Here is a 15,586-nt window from a genome sequence, read left to right on the forward strand (position 1 = left end):
AATTAGTTTTCTACTTTTTGAGGAACATAAACATTGCTACCAGGTTTTGCTTTTATTTCATTCCAGGCAGCGATAGCATCAGCTTTTGATTTTCCTTTGTTGTATGGGTCTTCGAAAAAAGCACGAGTAAAACTATTGTATTCAAATTGTGTGCCGATAGTTGTTTTATAGGATGGGTCTTTTTTACGTTCGTTTTCTTCATACCAAAACGTTATCGCGTCTTCATATGTTTTTCCGACATTCTCTTTAAAAAACTTTTGAAGAGCTATTGTAAAGCGGAAGTTTGCTCCGATTTTTTCTTTGAAAAAGGCACGAATATCTTCGCTACAGCGGTGATTGTTAGTAATAATTGTTTGAAGAGAAAGGTCTTTATAAGAGAGGGAAGCTTTACACACCTTTTGACCAGAGCTGTTTTTTAATATTTTACCAGTATTTAAATAATGTGAGATACGCTCGGTTATTTCAATCTTAGAGCCACTAGCTGGCAAACCGTGCTCACGACAAAATGTTTGGAGTTCTGCTTTTAACCAATAATAGTTTTGGAAATCTTCAAGTGATATAGACTTTGTTAAAGGTGGACGCATGAATGTAACAACTACTTTCTTCCATAATTTTCTTTAATTATAAAACGTATGTTCTTTTAGTGGAAGAATTAATTTGTAAATATAATGGGAAGAGGAGATTACATATGGAAAATGTAATGCAAGTTCGTGTTACTGGAATTTTAATTGAAGATGAAAAAGTATTGCTAGTACAGCAAAAAGTGGCTAATCGGAATTGGTCTTTACCCGGAGGAAGGGTAGAGAATGGTGAAACGTTAGAAGAAGCGATGATTCGAGAAATGAGAGAAGAAACAGGGTTAGAAGTTAAAATTAAGAAGCTACTCTATGTTTGTGATAAACCGGATGCTAGCCCATCTTTATTGCATATTACGTTTTTGCTTGAAAGGATTGAAGGTGAAATTACGCTACCTTCTAATGAGTTTGATCATAATCCAATTCAAGATGTGCAAATGGTGCCGATTAAAGATTTAAGTCAGTATGGTTTTTCGCAAACTTTTATAGCTCTTATAAGTGACGGTTTTGCAAATGCAGGGAGTTATCAAGGGGTGAAACAAAATATAGGCCTGTAAATAGAGATGAAGGATAGCTATTAGCTATCCTTCGCAAAAATATTTTACACCGCTGACTGTAAAGAAGAAACAAGTTGATTTAAAAACTCGTCCCCAGTCATAACCGCTTTTCCGCCGCCGCGAGCACTCTTTTTATTTCCGCCACCTTTTCCTTCAATTGCAGGAAGGGCATCTTTTAAAAGTGTGTTCATATCGAGTGTGACTGTTTTTCCACAAGCAAGAATACATTGTAGTTTGTCATCATTTTCAATGACGAAATATGTAATTGCATGTTCTTGTTGTTCTGTAATAATAGCAGAAAGTTTTGCGATTTCTTGCATAGAACGATTTGTAAATACTTTAGAAATAAGTATTCCACCGTGTATTTTTGCGGGCTGTTGCAGCAGTTCATTTGCCTCTGCAAATAATAATTTTTCATTCATTGTTTGCAGTGCTTTTTCGTTTTCTTTTTGGGATGTAAGAAGTTGGGATACTTTTGCTGGAATATCAGCTTCGCTACTGTTTAATTGTTTAGAAACATCTTTCATAATTTGTTGTTGTTGTCCCATTAATTTTAGTGTGCGCCAGCCAGCGATAAACGTTAAGCGTATACCACCTTTATTGCGCTCCCATCCTAGTACTTGAATAGGCCCTACTTCACCTGTATGTTTCGGATGTGTTCCGCCACAGCCGTTATAATCAAAGTTTTCGATTATAACAACGCGTATATTTTCTGTCATAGTCGGTTCTTTGCGAAGAGGTAATGTTTTCGCTTCTTCTAAGTTCATCCACTCTATACGGATCGGATGGTTTTCAAAAACAATTTTGTTGGCAATTTGCACTGCCTTTTCAATTGTTTCTGCATGCAAATTTTCCGTTTCTAAATCAATTGTTATCGTTTCTTTTCCGAGGTGGAACCCAATAGTTGGTATGTTAAAATGATCCCAAAAAGCAGCAGATAAAATGTGCTGAGCTGTATGTTGCTGCATATGATCAAAACGGCGCTCCCAATCTATTTTACCCTCTACTTCTTCTGTATCTAATTGTTCTACTATGAAATGTCGAATTTCTCCATCTACTTCTTCAACGTTACTTACCGGAATACCATTTAAAGTTCCAGTGTCGTGTGGTTGTCCGCCGCCTGTTGGATAAAATGCAGTTTCATTTAAGACAACATATAAGTTTCCTTCTGCATTATAATCTTGCTTTATAACTTTAGTAGTAAAGTCTTTCTTATAAGCGTCGATGTAATATAATTTTTGTTCCAATTTTCTTTCCCCTTTCGTGTTAGCTAGTTTCATTGTAAAGCAATTGAAATTAGTTTCCTAATATTTCAGAAGAAAGAAACTATTTTTAGAATTTTCTTGCTATAATAAGAAGAAAATGCGGGGGTGGAATAAATATGTCATATGAAAACGGCGTAGATAAACTGCTTAGTTTAAGCAGAAATATTTCTGAATTATATCGAGAACTAAATGAAATGACCCGGATTTTAACGGACTGTAACCGAGAAAGTGTGAAATTTGATCGGTTATATGTAAAGGAGTTACTTTGGAAGAAAGAAGATGTACTAGAAAAATATGACCAACTACTTGTACAACTTTGTATTAATGAATGCTTTGATTTAAAAAGTGTCATTACAGGAGAATATAAGTATACATACGAAGAAGTAGAAAGCATAGTTTTACAATTTAATGAAACGTATAATGTCGCGATTTTAATTAAAGATGTTTGTAAGGAATTACAGTTTACATATGGAATTGATATGGACATAACGAGAACAGCTCGGGTACAAACATCTCAAGTATAAAAAGGGAAAAGAAAGCAGATCCTTTGCTTTCTTTTTTTTGTAGGAAAAGGGAGAGTAGGTTAGAGATGAAGGGGAAGTTACAACAGATTCATCCGCTTGGAATGACAATTATAATAGGGACTTTATTTGCGAGGTTCGCCACTTCAATGAGTATTCCTTTTTTAGCAATTTATTTAACGACTGTTAAAGGGGTATCAGCTGGAATGACGGGTGCTATTATCGGAATGAGTGCACTTGTTGGAGTTTTTGCTAGTTTTATCGGAGGGAATTTATCGGATCGATTCGGCCGAAAGATGATTATAATATGGTCCATGATCGTTTGGGTGTTTGTATTTATAGGTTTTTCAGTTGCAGATCATGTTTTAAGTTTCTTTATATTAAATGCTTTGAATGGATTATGTAGGGCCTTTTTTGAACCGACTTCAAGAGCCTTATTATCAGATTTAACGAAACCAGAGTATCGTTTACTCGTATATAATTTGCGTTATGGTGCAATAAATGTTGGGGTGGCGATTGGTCCACTTGTCGGATTACAGATTGGAAGCGCAAAATCAACAATTCCTTTTTTAGTAGCAGCTGGAGTATACATTTTATATACAGCTATATTGGCGTTCCAATTTAAGAAGTATCCACTGGAACGAAAGAAAATAAATAAAGAAAAGCCTGTTACAATGTTAAATGCAATTCGTATTTTGCGAAAGGATGTAGTATTTTTAGTTGCTTTAGTCGGTATTATTTTGAGTAATTGTGGCTTTTCGCATTTAACGACGACAGTATCTCAATACTTTGCAAATGCACATATATTTCAGGATGGAGTAAAGTTGTTCTCATATATGCTAGCTTTAAATGCAATTACGGTAGTAGTTATTCAATACCCTGTTATTCAAATGTGTAAAAAGTATACGCCATTAGCGTCTATTATGGTTGGAACGTTATTTGTGAGCGGGGGATTGTTTGGATTTGGACTAGTAGAATCCATGTTAGGGGCAGCTATTTGTACAATTATTTTTACATTTGGAGAAGTTTTAATGTTCTCAATGACAGATGTATTTATTGATGAGATCGCTGATTCCAATCTGAAAGGAACATACTTCGGAGCGATGGGCTTTTCAGGAATTGGAGGAGTAATTGGTCCTTGGTTTGGGGGAGTACTTCTCGATTATTACGGGTATCAAAATGGATTTGTAGTATTTTTAGCGCTAGCTATATTTTCAACTGTAGCATTTCCTGTACTTTTAGTTACAAAAGGCTTATTGAAAAAAAGATATGATAGAAATTCTAATATAGAAATGCATGCGAAATAAAATAAGCCCCAGCAAGTTACTGGGGCTTATTTTTGTATTTATATTAACTCTCAATTTGAAAAAAGAACCTTCTTTTCATGCTTATCGGCAACTTCGTTTTTGGAAATATGAATGGCCAAAAATCCATTCTCTAAGCAGGCCAGCATCTTCTTATAAATAATATTAGCGGGTAAAGGAATGGTCCGCTGTAAAGAAGTATTTTTATGAAGTATGCATATGTTTAGGCCTGTCTCCATCTTTTTAATGAGTACATTTTGTTCGGTCACATTTGGTACATCTGTTTCCAAAATGTATTCTTGTTCTGTTTCACAAAGGTCAATATGAATTTGATTTGGAAAACTAAAATTACTACAAGAATCAGAACAAAATTGTTCCATCCATTCTTCGAAACCATCAACATGAAAAAGACAATCCTTCTTTTTCTTGCCCATGTAAGACACCCTCCGTAAAATCTCAATTCATACTATGTTATGCATGAATGAACCAGGGGTGAAGAATAAATGGAAAAATATAAACATTGTATGTGGCAAAGGTAGCTAGTGTGAATGTTTTGTTTTACATATCATGATGCGCATGATTTTTTTGACGAGAATGATTACGGTTTTTTACCTTATGAGATCCGCTTAATGGTTCAGGTTGTCCTTTTTTTTCTTTCGATTCACGATTGTTTTTGCCCATTGTATATAACACCTCCTCTTCCTATTTAGAATGAGAGAAGTTTGCGAATTTATACGAGAATGTTTTTAGAAAAAAGGGTAAAGATAAATGGGACTAACTATTACAGAAAGGGGATCATATAATGCCATATCATAAAGATAAACAACAAGCTTTTCAAGCTGCACAGCAAGGAGTTACACAAGCAGAAAATATATTCAATAACATTGTGAAAAATGATCCAAACTACGGTCATGATTTAAAAGAGTTACGCCAGGAGGTCCAGGAAGCGTATGAACAGATTCAAAATGCGCTAGAAGTAGCTTCGGAAACACAACGTCCACAACTTGAGCAATACGAAAATAATCTCCAAAATATTATGCGAAATGTAGATCAATTAGAAAAGTAAATGAGGTTGTTGTGAATTCAACAACCTCAAAACTTTTAGAGCTAATATGAAGAAACAAAAAATTATACTATTAATTTTTTCTTTAATTTGTGCAGTACATATATTTCAAGTGGATAAAGTGGAAGCTAAAATGTTGTTACGAAAAGAGTTAGAGCCAACTGGCTATGTAACGTGGGAAGTGCCAAATAATGAAAAGGTTATTGCAATCACATTTGATGATGGTCCAGATCCAACATACACGCCGCAAATTCTAGATTTATTACATCAATATAAGGCGGAAGCAACTTTTTTTATGATTGGATTTCGAGTTCAGCGTAATCCATATTTAGTAAAACAAGTGTTGAAAGAAGGACATGAAATTGGAAATCATACGATGAATCATTTGTATGCGAGTAATTCATCAGATGAAAAATTAGAAAATGATATTTTAAATGGAAAGAAATATTTTGAAAGATGGGCGAAAGAACCGTTGTTGTTCCGTCCACCAGGTGGATATATTAACGATGCTGTATTTACTACGGCAAAAAAAGCTGGGTATCAAATTGTTCTATGGTCATGGCATCAAGACCCTCGTGATTGGGCGAATCCAGGTACTGAATCCATTGTAAATCATGTTGTGAAAAATGCTAAAAGTGGAGATATTGTACTGTTACACGATGGAGGAAGTGATCGTAGTCAAACAGTGGCGGCGTTAGCAAAAATTTTACCTGAGCTGAAAAAGCAGGGTTATCGATTTGTAACAGTTTCGGAGTTGTTACGTTATAAACATTAGAGAAAATCCCAAAAGGTATACCTTTTGGGATTTTTCGTTACTGATTCTTTTTTCTTTTCTTATTGTTTTGTCGTTCTGCTGGTGTTAAAGGTTCATTTGCGAACTCTTCGTTATAACCAGCTCCTTGTCCTTGTGCGGATGCAGCATTCATTCCTGAAATAGTATGATTGGCTTTTCTCTTACCCATTTTTTCACCTCTATAATGTTTTTTTATAGACGAACCATGAGTTGTTCATAGCATATATGAACGTAAAGTAAAACGCTGAAAGAGCGCTTTACTTTATGGTAATAGTATTCATAAAGAGCATGGACACTATTCAAATTTAGAAAGATAAAGAAAACTTATGGTAATCCATAAGTTTCTTATTATTTACTTATTTAGAAAGTTGTAATAAGATATTATCGTAAGGTATTGAAAAGTTTGTCTACATTTTATATTCAGACAACTTAGTCACGTTTAACAGGGGGGAAACATAATGGTCAAACATAATCCATTTCAATCACGTGCAACTTTTGAACTAGATGGAAAGACGTATCATTATTATGCATTGAAAGCGCTTGAAAACGCAGGGGTTGGCAACGTATCTCAATTACCATATTCCGTGAAAGTTTTACTTGAATCTGTACTTCGTCAAGTAGATGGACGCGTAATTACGGAAGAACATGTTACAAATTTAGCGAAATGGGGAACGAAAGATGTTCAAGATATCGATGTTCCATTTAAACCATCTCGTGTAATTTTACAAGACTTCACAGGTGTTCCAGCTGTTGTAGATTTGGCTTCGCTTCGTAAAGCAATGGCAGACATGGGTGGGGATCCTGACAAAATTAATCCTGAAATTACTGTAGACCTTGTAATTGACCACTCTGTACAGGTTGATAGAGCGGGTACGGCAGACTCGCTTGCATTCAACATGGATTTAGAGTTTAAACGTAATGAAGAACGTTATAAATTTTTAAGCTGGGCACAAAAATCATTTGATAACTATCGTGCAGTTCCGCCAGCAACAGGTATCGTACACCAAGTAAACCTTGAGTATTTAGCACCAGTTGTTCACGCTGTGAAAAATGCTGAAGGTGACTTAGTTGCATACCCGGATTCATTAGTTGGAACAGACTCGCATACAACAATGATTAACGGTATCGGTGTTCTTGGATGGGGCGTTGGTGGTATTGAAGCAGAGGCAGGAATGCTTGGACAGCCTTCATACTTCCCAGTACCTGAAGTAATCGGTGTGAAATTAACTGGTACACTTCCAAGTGGTACTACAGCAACAGACGTTGCATTAAAAGTAACGCAAGTGTTACGTCAAAAAGGTGTAGTTGGTAAATTCGTTGAGTTCTTCGGTAATGGACTACAGAGCATGCCATTAGCTGACCGTGCAACAATTTCAAATATGGCACCAGAATACGGCGCAACTTGTGGATTCTTCCCAATCGACGACATTTCATTAGAATACTTACGTTTAACAGGTAGAGATGAAGAGCAAATTCGCGTTGTTGAAGAATACTGTAAAGCGAACGGTTTATTCTATACAGCAGGCAGTAAAGATCCAATTTACACTGATCTTGTTGAAATTGATTTAAATACAATCGAATCTAACCTTTCTGGACCGAAACGCCCACAAGATTTAGTTCCACTTTCAGATATGAAAGATGCGTTCCACAAAGCTGTTGTAGCACCAGTTGGAACACAAGGACTTGGATTTAATGAGCAAGAGTTCGATAAAGAAGTGAAGGTTACATTAAAAGATAAAGAAGTAACGATGAAGACAGGTGCAATTGCAATCGCTGCAATTACAAGCTGTACAAATACATCAAACCCATACGTATTAATTGGGGCAGGTCTAGTTGCGAAGAAAGCAATTGAAAAAGGACTTGAAGTACCTGATTACGTAAAAACATCATTAGCACCAGGATCTAAAGTTGTTACAGAGTACTTAGATAAGTCTGGGTTAACAACATATTTAGATCAATTAGGTTTCCAAACAGTTGGTTACGGCTGTACGACTTGTATCGGTAATTCTGGTCCATTAGCAGATGAATTAGAAGAAGCGATCGCAGCAAACGATTTATTAGTAACATCTGTTTTATCTGGTAACCGTAACTTTGAAGGTCGTATTCACCCGCTTGTAAAAGCGAACTACTTAGCATCACCACCGCTTGTTGTGGCATATGCACTTGCAGGTACTGTTGATATTGACCTGAAAAATGATGAAATCGGTAAAGATGCAAATGGCAATGCTGTTTACTTCAACGATATTTGGCCATCAGCTAAAGAAATTGAAGACGTAGTTCAAAATGTTGTTACATCTGAACTGTTCAAGAAAGAATATGCGCAAGTATTTAACAGCAATGAGCGTTGGAATGAAATCCAAACTTCAAATGAAGCTTTATATACTTGGGATAATGACTCAACATACATTCAAAACCCACCATTCTTTGAAGGTTTATCTAAAGAGCCAGGTGAAGTTGAAACATTATCAGGTTTACGCATAGTTGGTAAATTTGGTGACTCTGTAACGACAGACCACATCTCACCAGCAGGTTCAATCGGTAAGCATACACCAGCAGGACGCTACTTATTAGAAAACGGCGTACAACCAGTTGACTTTAACTCTTACGGTTCTCGTCGTGGTAACCATGAAGTTATGATGCGTGGTACATTCGCAAACATTCGTATTAAAAACCAAATCGCACCAGGAACAGAAGGCGGATATACAACATATTGGCCAACTGGTGAAGTAACATCTATCTATGATGCTGCTATGAAATATAAAGAAGATGGCACAGGCCTTCTAGTTGTTGCTGGTAAAGACTACGGTATGGGAAGTTCTCGTGACTGGGCTGCAAAAGGTACAAACTTATTAGGTATTAAAGCAGTAATCGCAGAAAGCTTCGAGCGTATTCACCGCAGTAACTTAGTATTAATGGGTGTATTACCATTACAATTTAAAGATGGCGATAGCGCTGAAACATTAGGTCTTGTTGGTGACGAGTCATTTGAAATTCAAATTGACAAAACGGTTAGACCACGCGATCTTGTAAAAGTAGTTGCAATCGATGCAGAAGGCAAAGAAAAACAATTCGAAGTAGTGGCTCGTTTCGATAGTGAAGTTGAAATTGATTACTACCGTCACGGTGGTATCCTGCAAATGGTTCTTCGTGAGAAAATTGAAGAGTCAAAAGTGTCAAACTAAATAATTGAAATGAATGATAAGGAAGCTAACGTATGTTAGCTTCCTTATTTTATGGAAAGGGATGAAACCAATTGGTTTCATCCCTTTCTTTTTACTAAAAATGGAGGGAACGTCATGAAAGAGTATAAAAGAATATTGTTATCGTTACGACAAGAGAAAATATTAGTAGTAGCAGCCATATGTAGTGGAATAATTGCTGCCATTTTAAATTTATCTAGACCACTTTTAATGGGATTAATTGTTGATAATCTTATTCAGAGGGAGTTAAAAGATGCATATATGTACATTGCATTGTTTGTGGGGAGTAGATTTATGATGTGGACGAATGCACTTGTGTTTGGTTATATAAGTGCAAAAGCGAGTCAACGTATATTACAAAAGAAGCGTATAGACTTATTACGTCACTTTTTTTCATTACCCTTTGAAGAAAGCGAGAAGGTAAAACAAGGAGAGCTAGAAACATTAGTCGTTTCTGATATCCCGAACTGGATAAGGTTATATGGATCTATATTAATCGAATATATTCATGCACTTGCGCAATTTATTGGTGCGCTCATAGCACTACAACATATAGATATACAGTTCATATGGTGGGTAACTCCGTTTTTATTTTTCAGTGCAATTGTTCCGATGCTTATGGGAAAAAAGGTAAGGAATATTGCGGGGATTGCTCAAAAAAATCAATCAAGTGTTGTAGAGATGATGTCACAGTTTGTAAAAGGTATACAAGATTTGCGTAGTTTACAAAAAGAGAGCTGGGCAATTGGTTTATTTAAAGGAGTTACAGTAACAGCTTATAAAACAGAAGTAAAGAAGACGATGTTGCAACATTGTATTGGGATAGTTGGAACGGTAATAGAAACAGGCGCATATGTAGTCGTTCTTATTATAGGTGCACAAAAAATAATGAAGGGGGAAATGGAAGTCGGTTCGCTTGTGGCGGTATTAGCTACAATTGAGATGTTATTTTTTCCTGTTCGTTATGCAAGTGATTTATTGATGATGACACAAGTTGCTATTGCTTCGGCAAATCGAGTTTTTTGCTTTTTAAATATAGGAGCTGACGACAGAAATGTAGAAAAAGCGATGGGAGTGAGATTAACAAATGTTTCATTTCAAGAGAACGGCGAAGAGAGATGTAGAATTAAAAATATTCATTTGCAAATTAATCCTGGTGAACTCGTCATTATTGTAGGAGAAAGTGGTGCAGGAAAAACAACGCTTTTAAAATTAATAACGGGTTTGTATAAACCATCTAACGGTAGCATTGTTTATTATGGTAATGGGTCTCGTATGACTACAGTGTGGCAAGAACCTCGTTTCTTTCGGACGACAGTAAAAGAGAATATGTATTTCGGGGAAGAGTATTTAAAAAACCAGTTAGCAAAAAATATTGAACTTGTAAATGTGAAGCCGATTATTAGGGGTTTACCTGAAGGGATTCAAACTGTACTACATAAAAGCGGTGAAGAGTTTTCGGGAGGAGAGAGAAAACGTCTGGCGTTATTGCGAGCGATTGTATCAAATCCGAATCTCATTGTTTTAGATGAACCGACTGCGGGATTAGATCTGAGTAATCAAGGAGTGGTTTGGAATATGCTGAAAGGGTTAGGAGGGAATGTAACGAGAATTGTGACCACACATGATGCCGAGAGGGCGATGATAGCAGATCGAGTTGTGGTCATGAAGAATGGAATTGTTGTGGAATGCGGGGATCCTAGAGAATTATTAACGTGTAAGTCATTGTTTAAAGAGATGCTAATAAAAAAATAAGAGCTATATAGTGCTCTTATCTTTATTCACTCTTATTAAGTTGATACGTATAAGACTCAGTATCGTTAGTGCTAAACTCTTTGACTAGAGTAAGTTGATTTGTATCCGGATTATATTTGAAAATTTTGACCGTATGTTCGCTACTTAGTGATGGATTATATTCTTGAATAGCAAATGTATTTTCAGCGATCTGTGTCATATTACTGGTTGAAACATTTTCTACGGCATCATGATTTGTAGAAATTTCAACAACTCTTTCACCGTTGAAAAATAAAAGAACGATTACTAAAACAACTAAACATATTCGTATATAGCGAAGTTCTTTACTTATAGGATGTTCTCCCAAAATAATCATCCTTTCTATAACTATTGTATAGTAGTGGTGGTAGTCATCGTGAAGAAACTAAGAATACCGAGACCGGCTAAAAGGATAAATGAGATTAAAGCGATAAGGAGACAAATACGCCCAACTTGCTTTTTTTTAGGATTTTTACTGAAGAGCGAGATGATCCAAGTGATAATCCCGATTGGGGAAAATATAAAACTAAGAATATATAAAAGTATTTTTTCGAATAAATTCATAAAATCCCCCTTTTTGAAAGTTCTATCTGTGTAGTTTTCTTCGTATTAGTGCTGCTGTTATGTAGGAAAGTACAGAATAAACAGCACTATAAACAATCCAAGCGTCTAAGTTTTGTAAAGTTAGGTGTATATCAAATCCCGAGACGATGATGAAAAAAATAAGTGGAACAGTAAAAGAAATAATAATAGCAGCCCATTTGAATTTGTATAGCAAGCCGCTAAAACAAATACATAGTAATGGTAAAGTGAAGAAAATAAAAGTAAAAGGGTTGATAAGTAATTGTAAAATACATATCACCTCGCAGGTTTTGTATTTATTTCTAATTATATGATAAAAAGGTAAATATTTCATCTTAACTAAAAATATTCTAACTATTTCGAATATGAATATTTCCAAGCTTGTCCGTATAAGCTAAAATAAGGTATATAGTATTTTGGTGATTATGTTATAAGAAGATAAACACGTTAGGGTGATATAAAATGTGGCGGAAGCTTACGATTATTGTAGTGTTACTTTGTTTAGCGGGATATGCAGCTTATGATCAGTTTGGTAAAAAGGATCAAGTGGTACAAGAAAGGCCAGCAAAAAGTGAAGCTGCTATGAAAGAGATGATCGCAAGGAACGGTATTGAAATAGGAAAGAGTGCACCAGACTTTGAATTAACAAAGTTAGATGGAGCGAAGGTAAAGTTATCGGATTTAAAAGGGAAGAAAGTTATTTTAAACTTTTGGGCAACGTGGTGTGGACCTTGTCAGCAAGAAATGCCTGATATGGAGGCTTTCTATAAAGAACATAAAGAAAATGTAGAAATTTTAGCAATAAATTATACGCCTTCAGAAAAAGGAGGGGGAGAAGAAAAAGTAAGAAATTTCGCTAAAGAAAAAGGGATTACTTTTCCTATTTTATTGGACAAGAACATTGATGTGACAACAGCGTATAAAGTAATTACGATTCCAACTTCGTATTTTATAGATACGAAAGGTGTTATTCAGGATAAGTTTATTGGACCGATGACGCAAAAAGAGATGGAGAAACGGGTTGCTAAATTAAAATAACGGTGAAAAGGTAGAGGTGGAAGTTGCCATTTCTGCCTTTTCTTTTTCACGTAGTGATAGCACCATGTTATGATAAAAGAAATATAAACGTTTAGAGATAAAGGGGTGTATAGAGTGGGGAATGTATCCTTACCGTTAGATTATGTTGTAATTGATTTTGAAACAACAGGGTTTAACCCTTATAATGATAAAATTATTCAAGTTGCAGCAGTGAAATATCATAATCATGAACTAGTAGATCAGTTTGTTTCGTATGTGAATCCAGAGCGTCCAATTCCGAACCGGATAACGAGTTTGACAGGTATTACAAATTATCGCGTTTCGGATGCACCGACGATTGAAGAAGTGTTACCTTTCTTTTTAGCATTTTTACATACAAATGTTATTGTCGCTCATAATGCGTCTTTTGATATGCGTTTTTTGAAAAGTAATGTAAATATGCTTGGGCTGCCTGAACCTAAAAATAAAGTAATTGATACTGTATTTTTAGCAAAGAAATATATGAAGCACGCGCCTAATCATAAACTTGAAACGTTAAAGCGAATGCTTGGAATTCGTCTAAGTTCTCATAATGCATTTGATGACTGTATTACGTGTGCTGCTGTTTATCAAAATTGTGCAGCTATTGAAGAAGAAGGGAAGCGAAAAGTAAATAAGGAAGTACTTGATGAAACCGTAGTATACGAAGCGGTAAGAGAAATACTTGTACGCAATAAACGAAATGTAGAATGGCTACGTTGTATGAACGTAGGTAGTTATCTAGATGTAAAAGCTTTTTATCCAGTTATGAGATTAAAGGTAAAAGGGCGAAAGAAATACGTATTAACAGAGATATTAGAAGATGATGTAAAGGGAATATGTACGAGCTTAATATGTGAACCGGCGTTAAAAAGTGAAGTTGGTACTACGCGAATTATGCTTAATAGCTTAGAGGATGTCTTGAAATTAGAAAGTTATATTTTAGAACAGTATGATTTTGTATTACAGGCGCTTCATGATTATAAAGAAAATGAAAAGAATGCAGATGAAAAATTGAAAGAGTATTTAAATGTTATGGTATAAAAAAACTCCGTGTGCAAAATATTGTGCACGGAGTTTTTTTAGGAGTATTAAAACATAAAATTTTCTTGCAAATCTGATTAAAGAGTTTTTCGTTTGCTCATACTATGTAGTAAGAAAGTGAAGGAGAGAGGGTGAACAGCATGAGAAGAAGTCGCCGCAAATCGTTTGAAGAACTTGTAAATGAAAATAAACAACAATTATTAAGCGATCGTGATGCAATCGATCGAATTGAAGAACGTATTGAAAAACGTTATGAAATGAGACTTTTTAAGCAGGCTGAATAATTCTTAACACTAGTACGATACTAGTGTTAAGGAGGCGATAGTAATGGGTAATCCGAAAAAGAATTCAAAAGACTTTGCACCAAATCAAATTGGAACACAATCGAAAAAAGCTGGTGGCAATAAAGGGAAGCAAATGCAAGACCAAACTGGCAAACAACCAATTGTAGATAACGGTTAGAAAAGAAGGATATTATCATTCTTCTTTTTGTGAGAGAATTAAAGGTGTATTTTCAACAGCAATATGAAAAAAAAGGGCTGACTTATGTCAGCCCTTTTTCGTGATTGTGAAGTTTTCAACGAGTAAACGCCAATTTTGTGGGAATGGTAGACCAATCTTCCAATAGCTAATGCCGCCTATACCTTGTTCCTTCATTAAATTAAATTTACTTTGAACGGACCGTGAATCTTCAAACCAAACTTCGTGTTGTACGCCGTTTTCGTCAAAGTAATTGAAATGAGGAGCTTGAGCCGTGAAATCATAGCGGATAGGAACATTGTATTTACGAGCTAGTGCAACGGCTGCAACAGAGCTGATTGCTTTTGCGGGTGGATTTCCTTGTTTGAACGGAAGTTTCCAATCGAAACCATATAAATTTTGCCCCATCATAATTTTTTGTGGTGGCATTTGAGATTTTGCATATTGAAGTACTTCTTTCACAGGACCAATAGGAGAAATCGCCATCGGTGGCCCGCCTTGCCAACCCCAGTCGTATGTCATAATGACGACGAAATCAACAATTTGTCCTTGTGCTTTATAATCGTGAGCCTCAAAAAATTTCCCTTTTTGATTGGAACTTGTTTTCGGTACAAGCGTTGTACTTAATGTGTACCCGCTAGGTAAACGTGTTTTCACATTTCGTAAAAAACGATTATACGCTTCGCGATCTTCAGGTGCCAGACTCTCGAAATCGAAATGAATGTCTCGCATGCCATATTTTTCAGCTGTTTGCAAAATGTTAGTAATAAACTTGTTTTGAATTGTTGCATCGCGTAAAATAACCGAGGTTAGATCGGCACTGAAATTTCCATTTTCAATATTTGTAATAACGAGCATAGGGATAGTTTTACCTTGTGTTGCAATATTAGCGATTTTCGCTGTTTCCGTTGGTTCTTTTAAAGTGCCGTCTCTTTTTGCTTCAAAGCTGAAGTAGGCTAAATATGTTAAAAATGGATTAATAGCACGTGTAGCACTTACTAAACTTTCTTTTATAGGTATTGTTGAAGGCTGTAAATAAGCGATGGATTCTACTGCTCTTTTTGTGCCTTTTGGTATATATAATTGTTGTCCGACATGGAGAATAGATTTTAATGAAAGATTATTAACTTTAGCTAAGCTAGCGAGAGGAACGTTATACGTTTGAGAAATTCGATATAAGCTGTCACCAGGCTGTACATAATAATTATTCCCTTTTGTATTAACGATAAGTGCCTGACCAACAACGAGTGTTTCAGCTGGATTTAGTCCATTGTCTTTTACAATTTCTTCAGGTGTAGATCCATACTTTGATGCTAAACCATAAACACTATCACCGCTACGAACAGTTACAATTTGGATCATGTGCTTGCCCC

Annotated in this window: 19 protein-coding genes; 11 read left to right on the forward strand and 8 right to left on the reverse strand. The window is 35.6% G+C overall.

Annotated elements, in window-relative coordinates; translation table 11 throughout:
* Nucleotides 1-2 precede the first annotated feature (2 nt).
* On the reverse strand, nt 3-584 hold the full coding sequence (locus tag Q3V31_RS09275) for a DUF6434 domain-containing protein (RefSeq protein ID WP_071735557.1): 582 nt from the start codon (nt 582-584) through the stop codon (nt 3-5).
* Between the two features lie 104 nt (nt 585-688).
* On the opposite strand from Q3V31_RS09275, the gene Q3V31_RS09280 reads away from it, so the two are divergent.
* Entirely contained in the window at nt 689-1,132 is a 444-nt protein-coding gene (locus Q3V31_RS09280) for an NUDIX hydrolase (RefSeq protein ID WP_000432579.1), read from the forward strand.
* A 44-nt stretch (nt 1,133-1,176) separates the two neighbouring features.
* On the opposite strand, the gene Q3V31_RS09285 is transcribed toward Q3V31_RS09280, so the two are convergent.
* Nucleotides 1,177-2,379 carry an alanyl-tRNA editing protein gene (locus Q3V31_RS09285; RefSeq protein WP_170959291.1) on the reverse strand — a complete coding sequence of 401 codons (1,203 nt, stop codon included), beginning with the start codon at nt 2,377-2,379 and terminating at the stop codon, nt 1,177-1,179.
* 134 nt (nt 2,380-2,513) lie between these two features.
* On the opposite strand from Q3V31_RS09285, the gene Q3V31_RS09290 reads away from it, so the two are divergent.
* Together Q3V31_RS09290 and Q3V31_RS09295 are read left to right on the forward strand one after the other, a co-directional pair.
* Entirely contained in the window at nt 2,514-2,921 is a 408-nt protein-coding gene (locus tag Q3V31_RS09290) for a hypothetical protein (protein WP_000119681.1), read from the forward strand.
* Between the two features lie 65 nt (nt 2,922-2,986).
* A complete protein-coding gene (locus Q3V31_RS09295; RefSeq protein WP_000676839.1) occupies nt 2,987-4,225 on the forward strand; it encodes an MDR family MFS transporter in 1,239 nt (412 codons plus the stop codon).
* A gap of 50 nt (nt 4,226-4,275) precedes the next feature.
* On the opposite strand, the gene Q3V31_RS09300 is transcribed toward Q3V31_RS09295, so the two are convergent.
* Nucleotides 4,276-4,656 carry an Hsp20 family protein gene (locus Q3V31_RS09300; protein WP_000516751.1) on the reverse strand — a complete coding sequence of 127 codons (381 nt, stop codon included), beginning with the start codon at nt 4,654-4,656 and terminating at the stop codon, nt 4,276-4,278.
* Nucleotides 4,657-4,780: 124 nt separating this feature from the next.
* The gene (locus tag Q3V31_RS09305; protein WP_000517651.1) at nt 4,781-4,903 is read right to left on the reverse strand and encodes a small acid-soluble spore protein P; all 123 of its coding nucleotides are present in this window, start codon (nt 4,901-4,903) and stop codon (nt 4,781-4,783) included.
* A gap of 121 nt (nt 4,904-5,024) precedes the next feature.
* Here Q3V31_RS09305 and Q3V31_RS09310 point away from each other — a divergent pair, with 121 nt between their 5' ends.
* Both Q3V31_RS09310 and pdaB read left to right on the forward strand, forming a co-directional pair.
* Complete coding sequence (locus Q3V31_RS09310) at nt 5,025-5,288, forward strand: hypothetical protein (protein WP_001146298.1); 264 nt, start codon at nt 5,025-5,027, stop codon at nt 5,286-5,288.
* A gap of 46 nt (nt 5,289-5,334) precedes the next feature.
* On the forward strand, nt 5,335-6,060 hold the full coding sequence (gene pdaB / locus Q3V31_RS09315) for a polysaccharide deacetylase family sporulation protein PdaB (RefSeq protein WP_000744280.1): 726 nt from the start codon (nt 5,335-5,337) through the stop codon (nt 6,058-6,060).
* A gap of 37 nt (nt 6,061-6,097) precedes the next feature.
* Here the strand turns inward: pdaB and sspO are convergent, their stop codons facing one another.
* Complete coding sequence (gene sspO, locus Q3V31_RS09320; protein WP_000518053.1) at nt 6,098-6,247, reverse strand: acid-soluble spore protein SspO; 150 nt, start codon at nt 6,245-6,247, stop codon at nt 6,098-6,100.
* 289 nt (nt 6,248-6,536) lie between these two features.
* Here sspO and acnA point away from each other — a divergent pair, with 289 nt between their 5' ends.
* Entirely contained in the window at nt 6,537-9,260 is a 2,724-nt protein-coding gene (gene acnA, locus Q3V31_RS09325) for an aconitate hydratase AcnA (RefSeq protein ID WP_000238548.1), read from the forward strand.
* 51 nt (nt 9,261-9,311) lie between these two features.
* Nucleotides 9,312-11,033, forward strand: coding sequence for an ABC transporter ATP-binding protein (locus tag Q3V31_RS09330; RefSeq protein ID WP_329764855.1), 1,722 nt, complete (start codon nt 9,312-9,314; stop codon nt 11,031-11,033).
* Nucleotides 11,034-11,055: 22 nt separating this feature from the next.
* Here Q3V31_RS09330 and Q3V31_RS09335 read toward each other — a convergent pair whose 3' ends face one another.
* Together Q3V31_RS09335 and Q3V31_RS09340 are read right to left on the reverse strand one after the other, a co-directional pair.
* A complete protein-coding gene (locus Q3V31_RS09335) occupies nt 11,056-11,388 on the reverse strand; it encodes a YmzC family protein (RefSeq protein ID WP_002076849.1) in 333 nt (110 codons plus the stop codon).
* A gap of 11 nt (nt 11,389-11,399) precedes the next feature.
* Nucleotides 11,400-11,615 carry a hypothetical protein gene (locus tag Q3V31_RS09340; protein WP_329764858.1) on the reverse strand — a complete coding sequence of 72 codons (216 nt, stop codon included), beginning with the start codon at nt 11,613-11,615 and terminating at the stop codon, nt 11,400-11,402.
* Between the two features lie 480 nt (nt 11,616-12,095).
* Between Q3V31_RS09340 and Q3V31_RS09345 the strand changes: the two genes are divergently transcribed.
* From Q3V31_RS09345 to sspN, 4 genes are all read left to right on the forward strand, one after another.
* Nucleotides 12,096-12,671 (forward strand): TlpA family protein disulfide reductase, encoded by a 576-nt coding sequence (locus Q3V31_RS09345; protein ID WP_000269051.1) that lies wholly within the window; start codon nt 12,096-12,098, stop codon nt 12,669-12,671.
* A gap of 114 nt (nt 12,672-12,785) precedes the next feature.
* A complete protein-coding gene (locus Q3V31_RS09350) occupies nt 12,786-13,733 on the forward strand; it encodes a 3'-5' exonuclease (RefSeq protein ID WP_000528747.1) in 948 nt (315 codons plus the stop codon).
* Between the two features lie 140 nt (nt 13,734-13,873).
* Nucleotides 13,874-14,017, forward strand: coding sequence for an FbpB family small basic protein (locus Q3V31_RS09355; protein ID WP_001254700.1), 144 nt, complete (start codon nt 13,874-13,876; stop codon nt 14,015-14,017).
* A 43-nt stretch (nt 14,018-14,060) separates the two neighbouring features.
* Complete coding sequence (gene sspN / locus Q3V31_RS09360; protein WP_000527988.1) at nt 14,061-14,195, forward strand: acid-soluble spore protein SspN; 135 nt, start codon at nt 14,061-14,063, stop codon at nt 14,193-14,195.
* A gap of 87 nt (nt 14,196-14,282) precedes the next feature.
* Here the strand turns inward: sspN and Q3V31_RS09365 are convergent, their stop codons facing one another.
* On the reverse strand, nt 14,283-15,575 hold the full coding sequence (locus Q3V31_RS09365; protein ID WP_090813920.1) for a glycoside hydrolase family 18 protein: 1,293 nt from the start codon (nt 15,573-15,575) through the stop codon (nt 14,283-14,285).
* Between the last annotated feature and the right edge of the window lie 11 nt (nt 15,576-15,586).

It is taken from the genome of Bacillus nitratireducens, assembly GCF_036320425.1.
GTDB classification, from domain to species: Bacteria; Bacillota; Bacilli; order Bacillales; family Bacillaceae_G; genus Bacillus_A; species Bacillus_A nitratireducens.

Coding starts and splice junctions, on each gene's coding strand:
- sspN (WP_000527988.1), top strand. CDS start 14,061: ATGGGTAATCCGAAAAAGAATTCAAAAGACTTTGCACCAAATCAAATT.
- Q3V31_RS09345 (WP_000269051.1), top strand. CDS start 12,096: ATGTGGCGGAAGCTTACGATTATTGTAGTGTTACTTTGTTTAGCGGGA.
- Q3V31_RS09335 (WP_002076849.1), bottom strand. CDS start 11,388: ATGATTATTTTGGGAGAACATCCTATAAGTAAAGAACTTCGCTATATA.
- Q3V31_RS09330 (WP_329764855.1), top strand. CDS start 9,312: ATGGAAAGGGATGAAACCAATTGGTTTCATCCCTTTCTTTTTACTAAA.
- sspO (WP_000518053.1), bottom strand. CDS start 6,247: ATGGGTAAGAGAAAAGCCAATCATACTATTTCAGGAATGAATGCTGCA.
- acnA (WP_000238548.1), top strand. CDS start 6,537: ATGGTCAAACATAATCCATTTCAATCACGTGCAACTTTTGAACTAGAT.
- Q3V31_RS09365 (WP_090813920.1), bottom strand. CDS start 15,575: ATGATCCAAATTGTAACTGTTCGTAGCGGTGATAGTGTTTATGGTTTA.
- Q3V31_RS09290 (WP_000119681.1), top strand. CDS start 2,514: ATGTCATATGAAAACGGCGTAGATAAACTGCTTAGTTTAAGCAGAAAT.
- Q3V31_RS09280 (WP_000432579.1), top strand. CDS start 689: ATGGAAAATGTAATGCAAGTTCGTGTTACTGGAATTTTAATTGAAGAT.
- Q3V31_RS09300 (WP_000516751.1), bottom strand. CDS start 4,656: ATGGGCAAGAAAAAGAAGGATTGTCTTTTTCATGTTGATGGTTTCGAA.
- Q3V31_RS09275 (WP_071735557.1), bottom strand. CDS start 584: ATGCGTCCACCTTTAACAAAGTCTATATCACTTGAAGATTTCCAAAAC.
- Q3V31_RS09355 (WP_001254700.1), top strand. CDS start 13,874: ATGAGAAGAAGTCGCCGCAAATCGTTTGAAGAACTTGTAAATGAAAAT.
- pdaB (WP_000744280.1), top strand. CDS start 5,335: ATGAAGAAACAAAAAATTATACTATTAATTTTTTCTTTAATTTGTGCA.
- Q3V31_RS09340 (WP_329764858.1), bottom strand. CDS start 11,615: ATGAATTTATTCGAAAAAATACTTTTATATATTCTTAGTTTTATATTT.
- Q3V31_RS09305 (WP_000517651.1), bottom strand. CDS start 4,903: ATGGGCAAAAACAATCGTGAATCGAAAGAAAAAAAAGGACAACCTGAA.
- Q3V31_RS09295 (WP_000676839.1), top strand. CDS start 2,987: ATGAAGGGGAAGTTACAACAGATTCATCCGCTTGGAATGACAATTATA.
- Q3V31_RS09310 (WP_001146298.1), top strand. CDS start 5,025: ATGCCATATCATAAAGATAAACAACAAGCTTTTCAAGCTGCACAGCAA.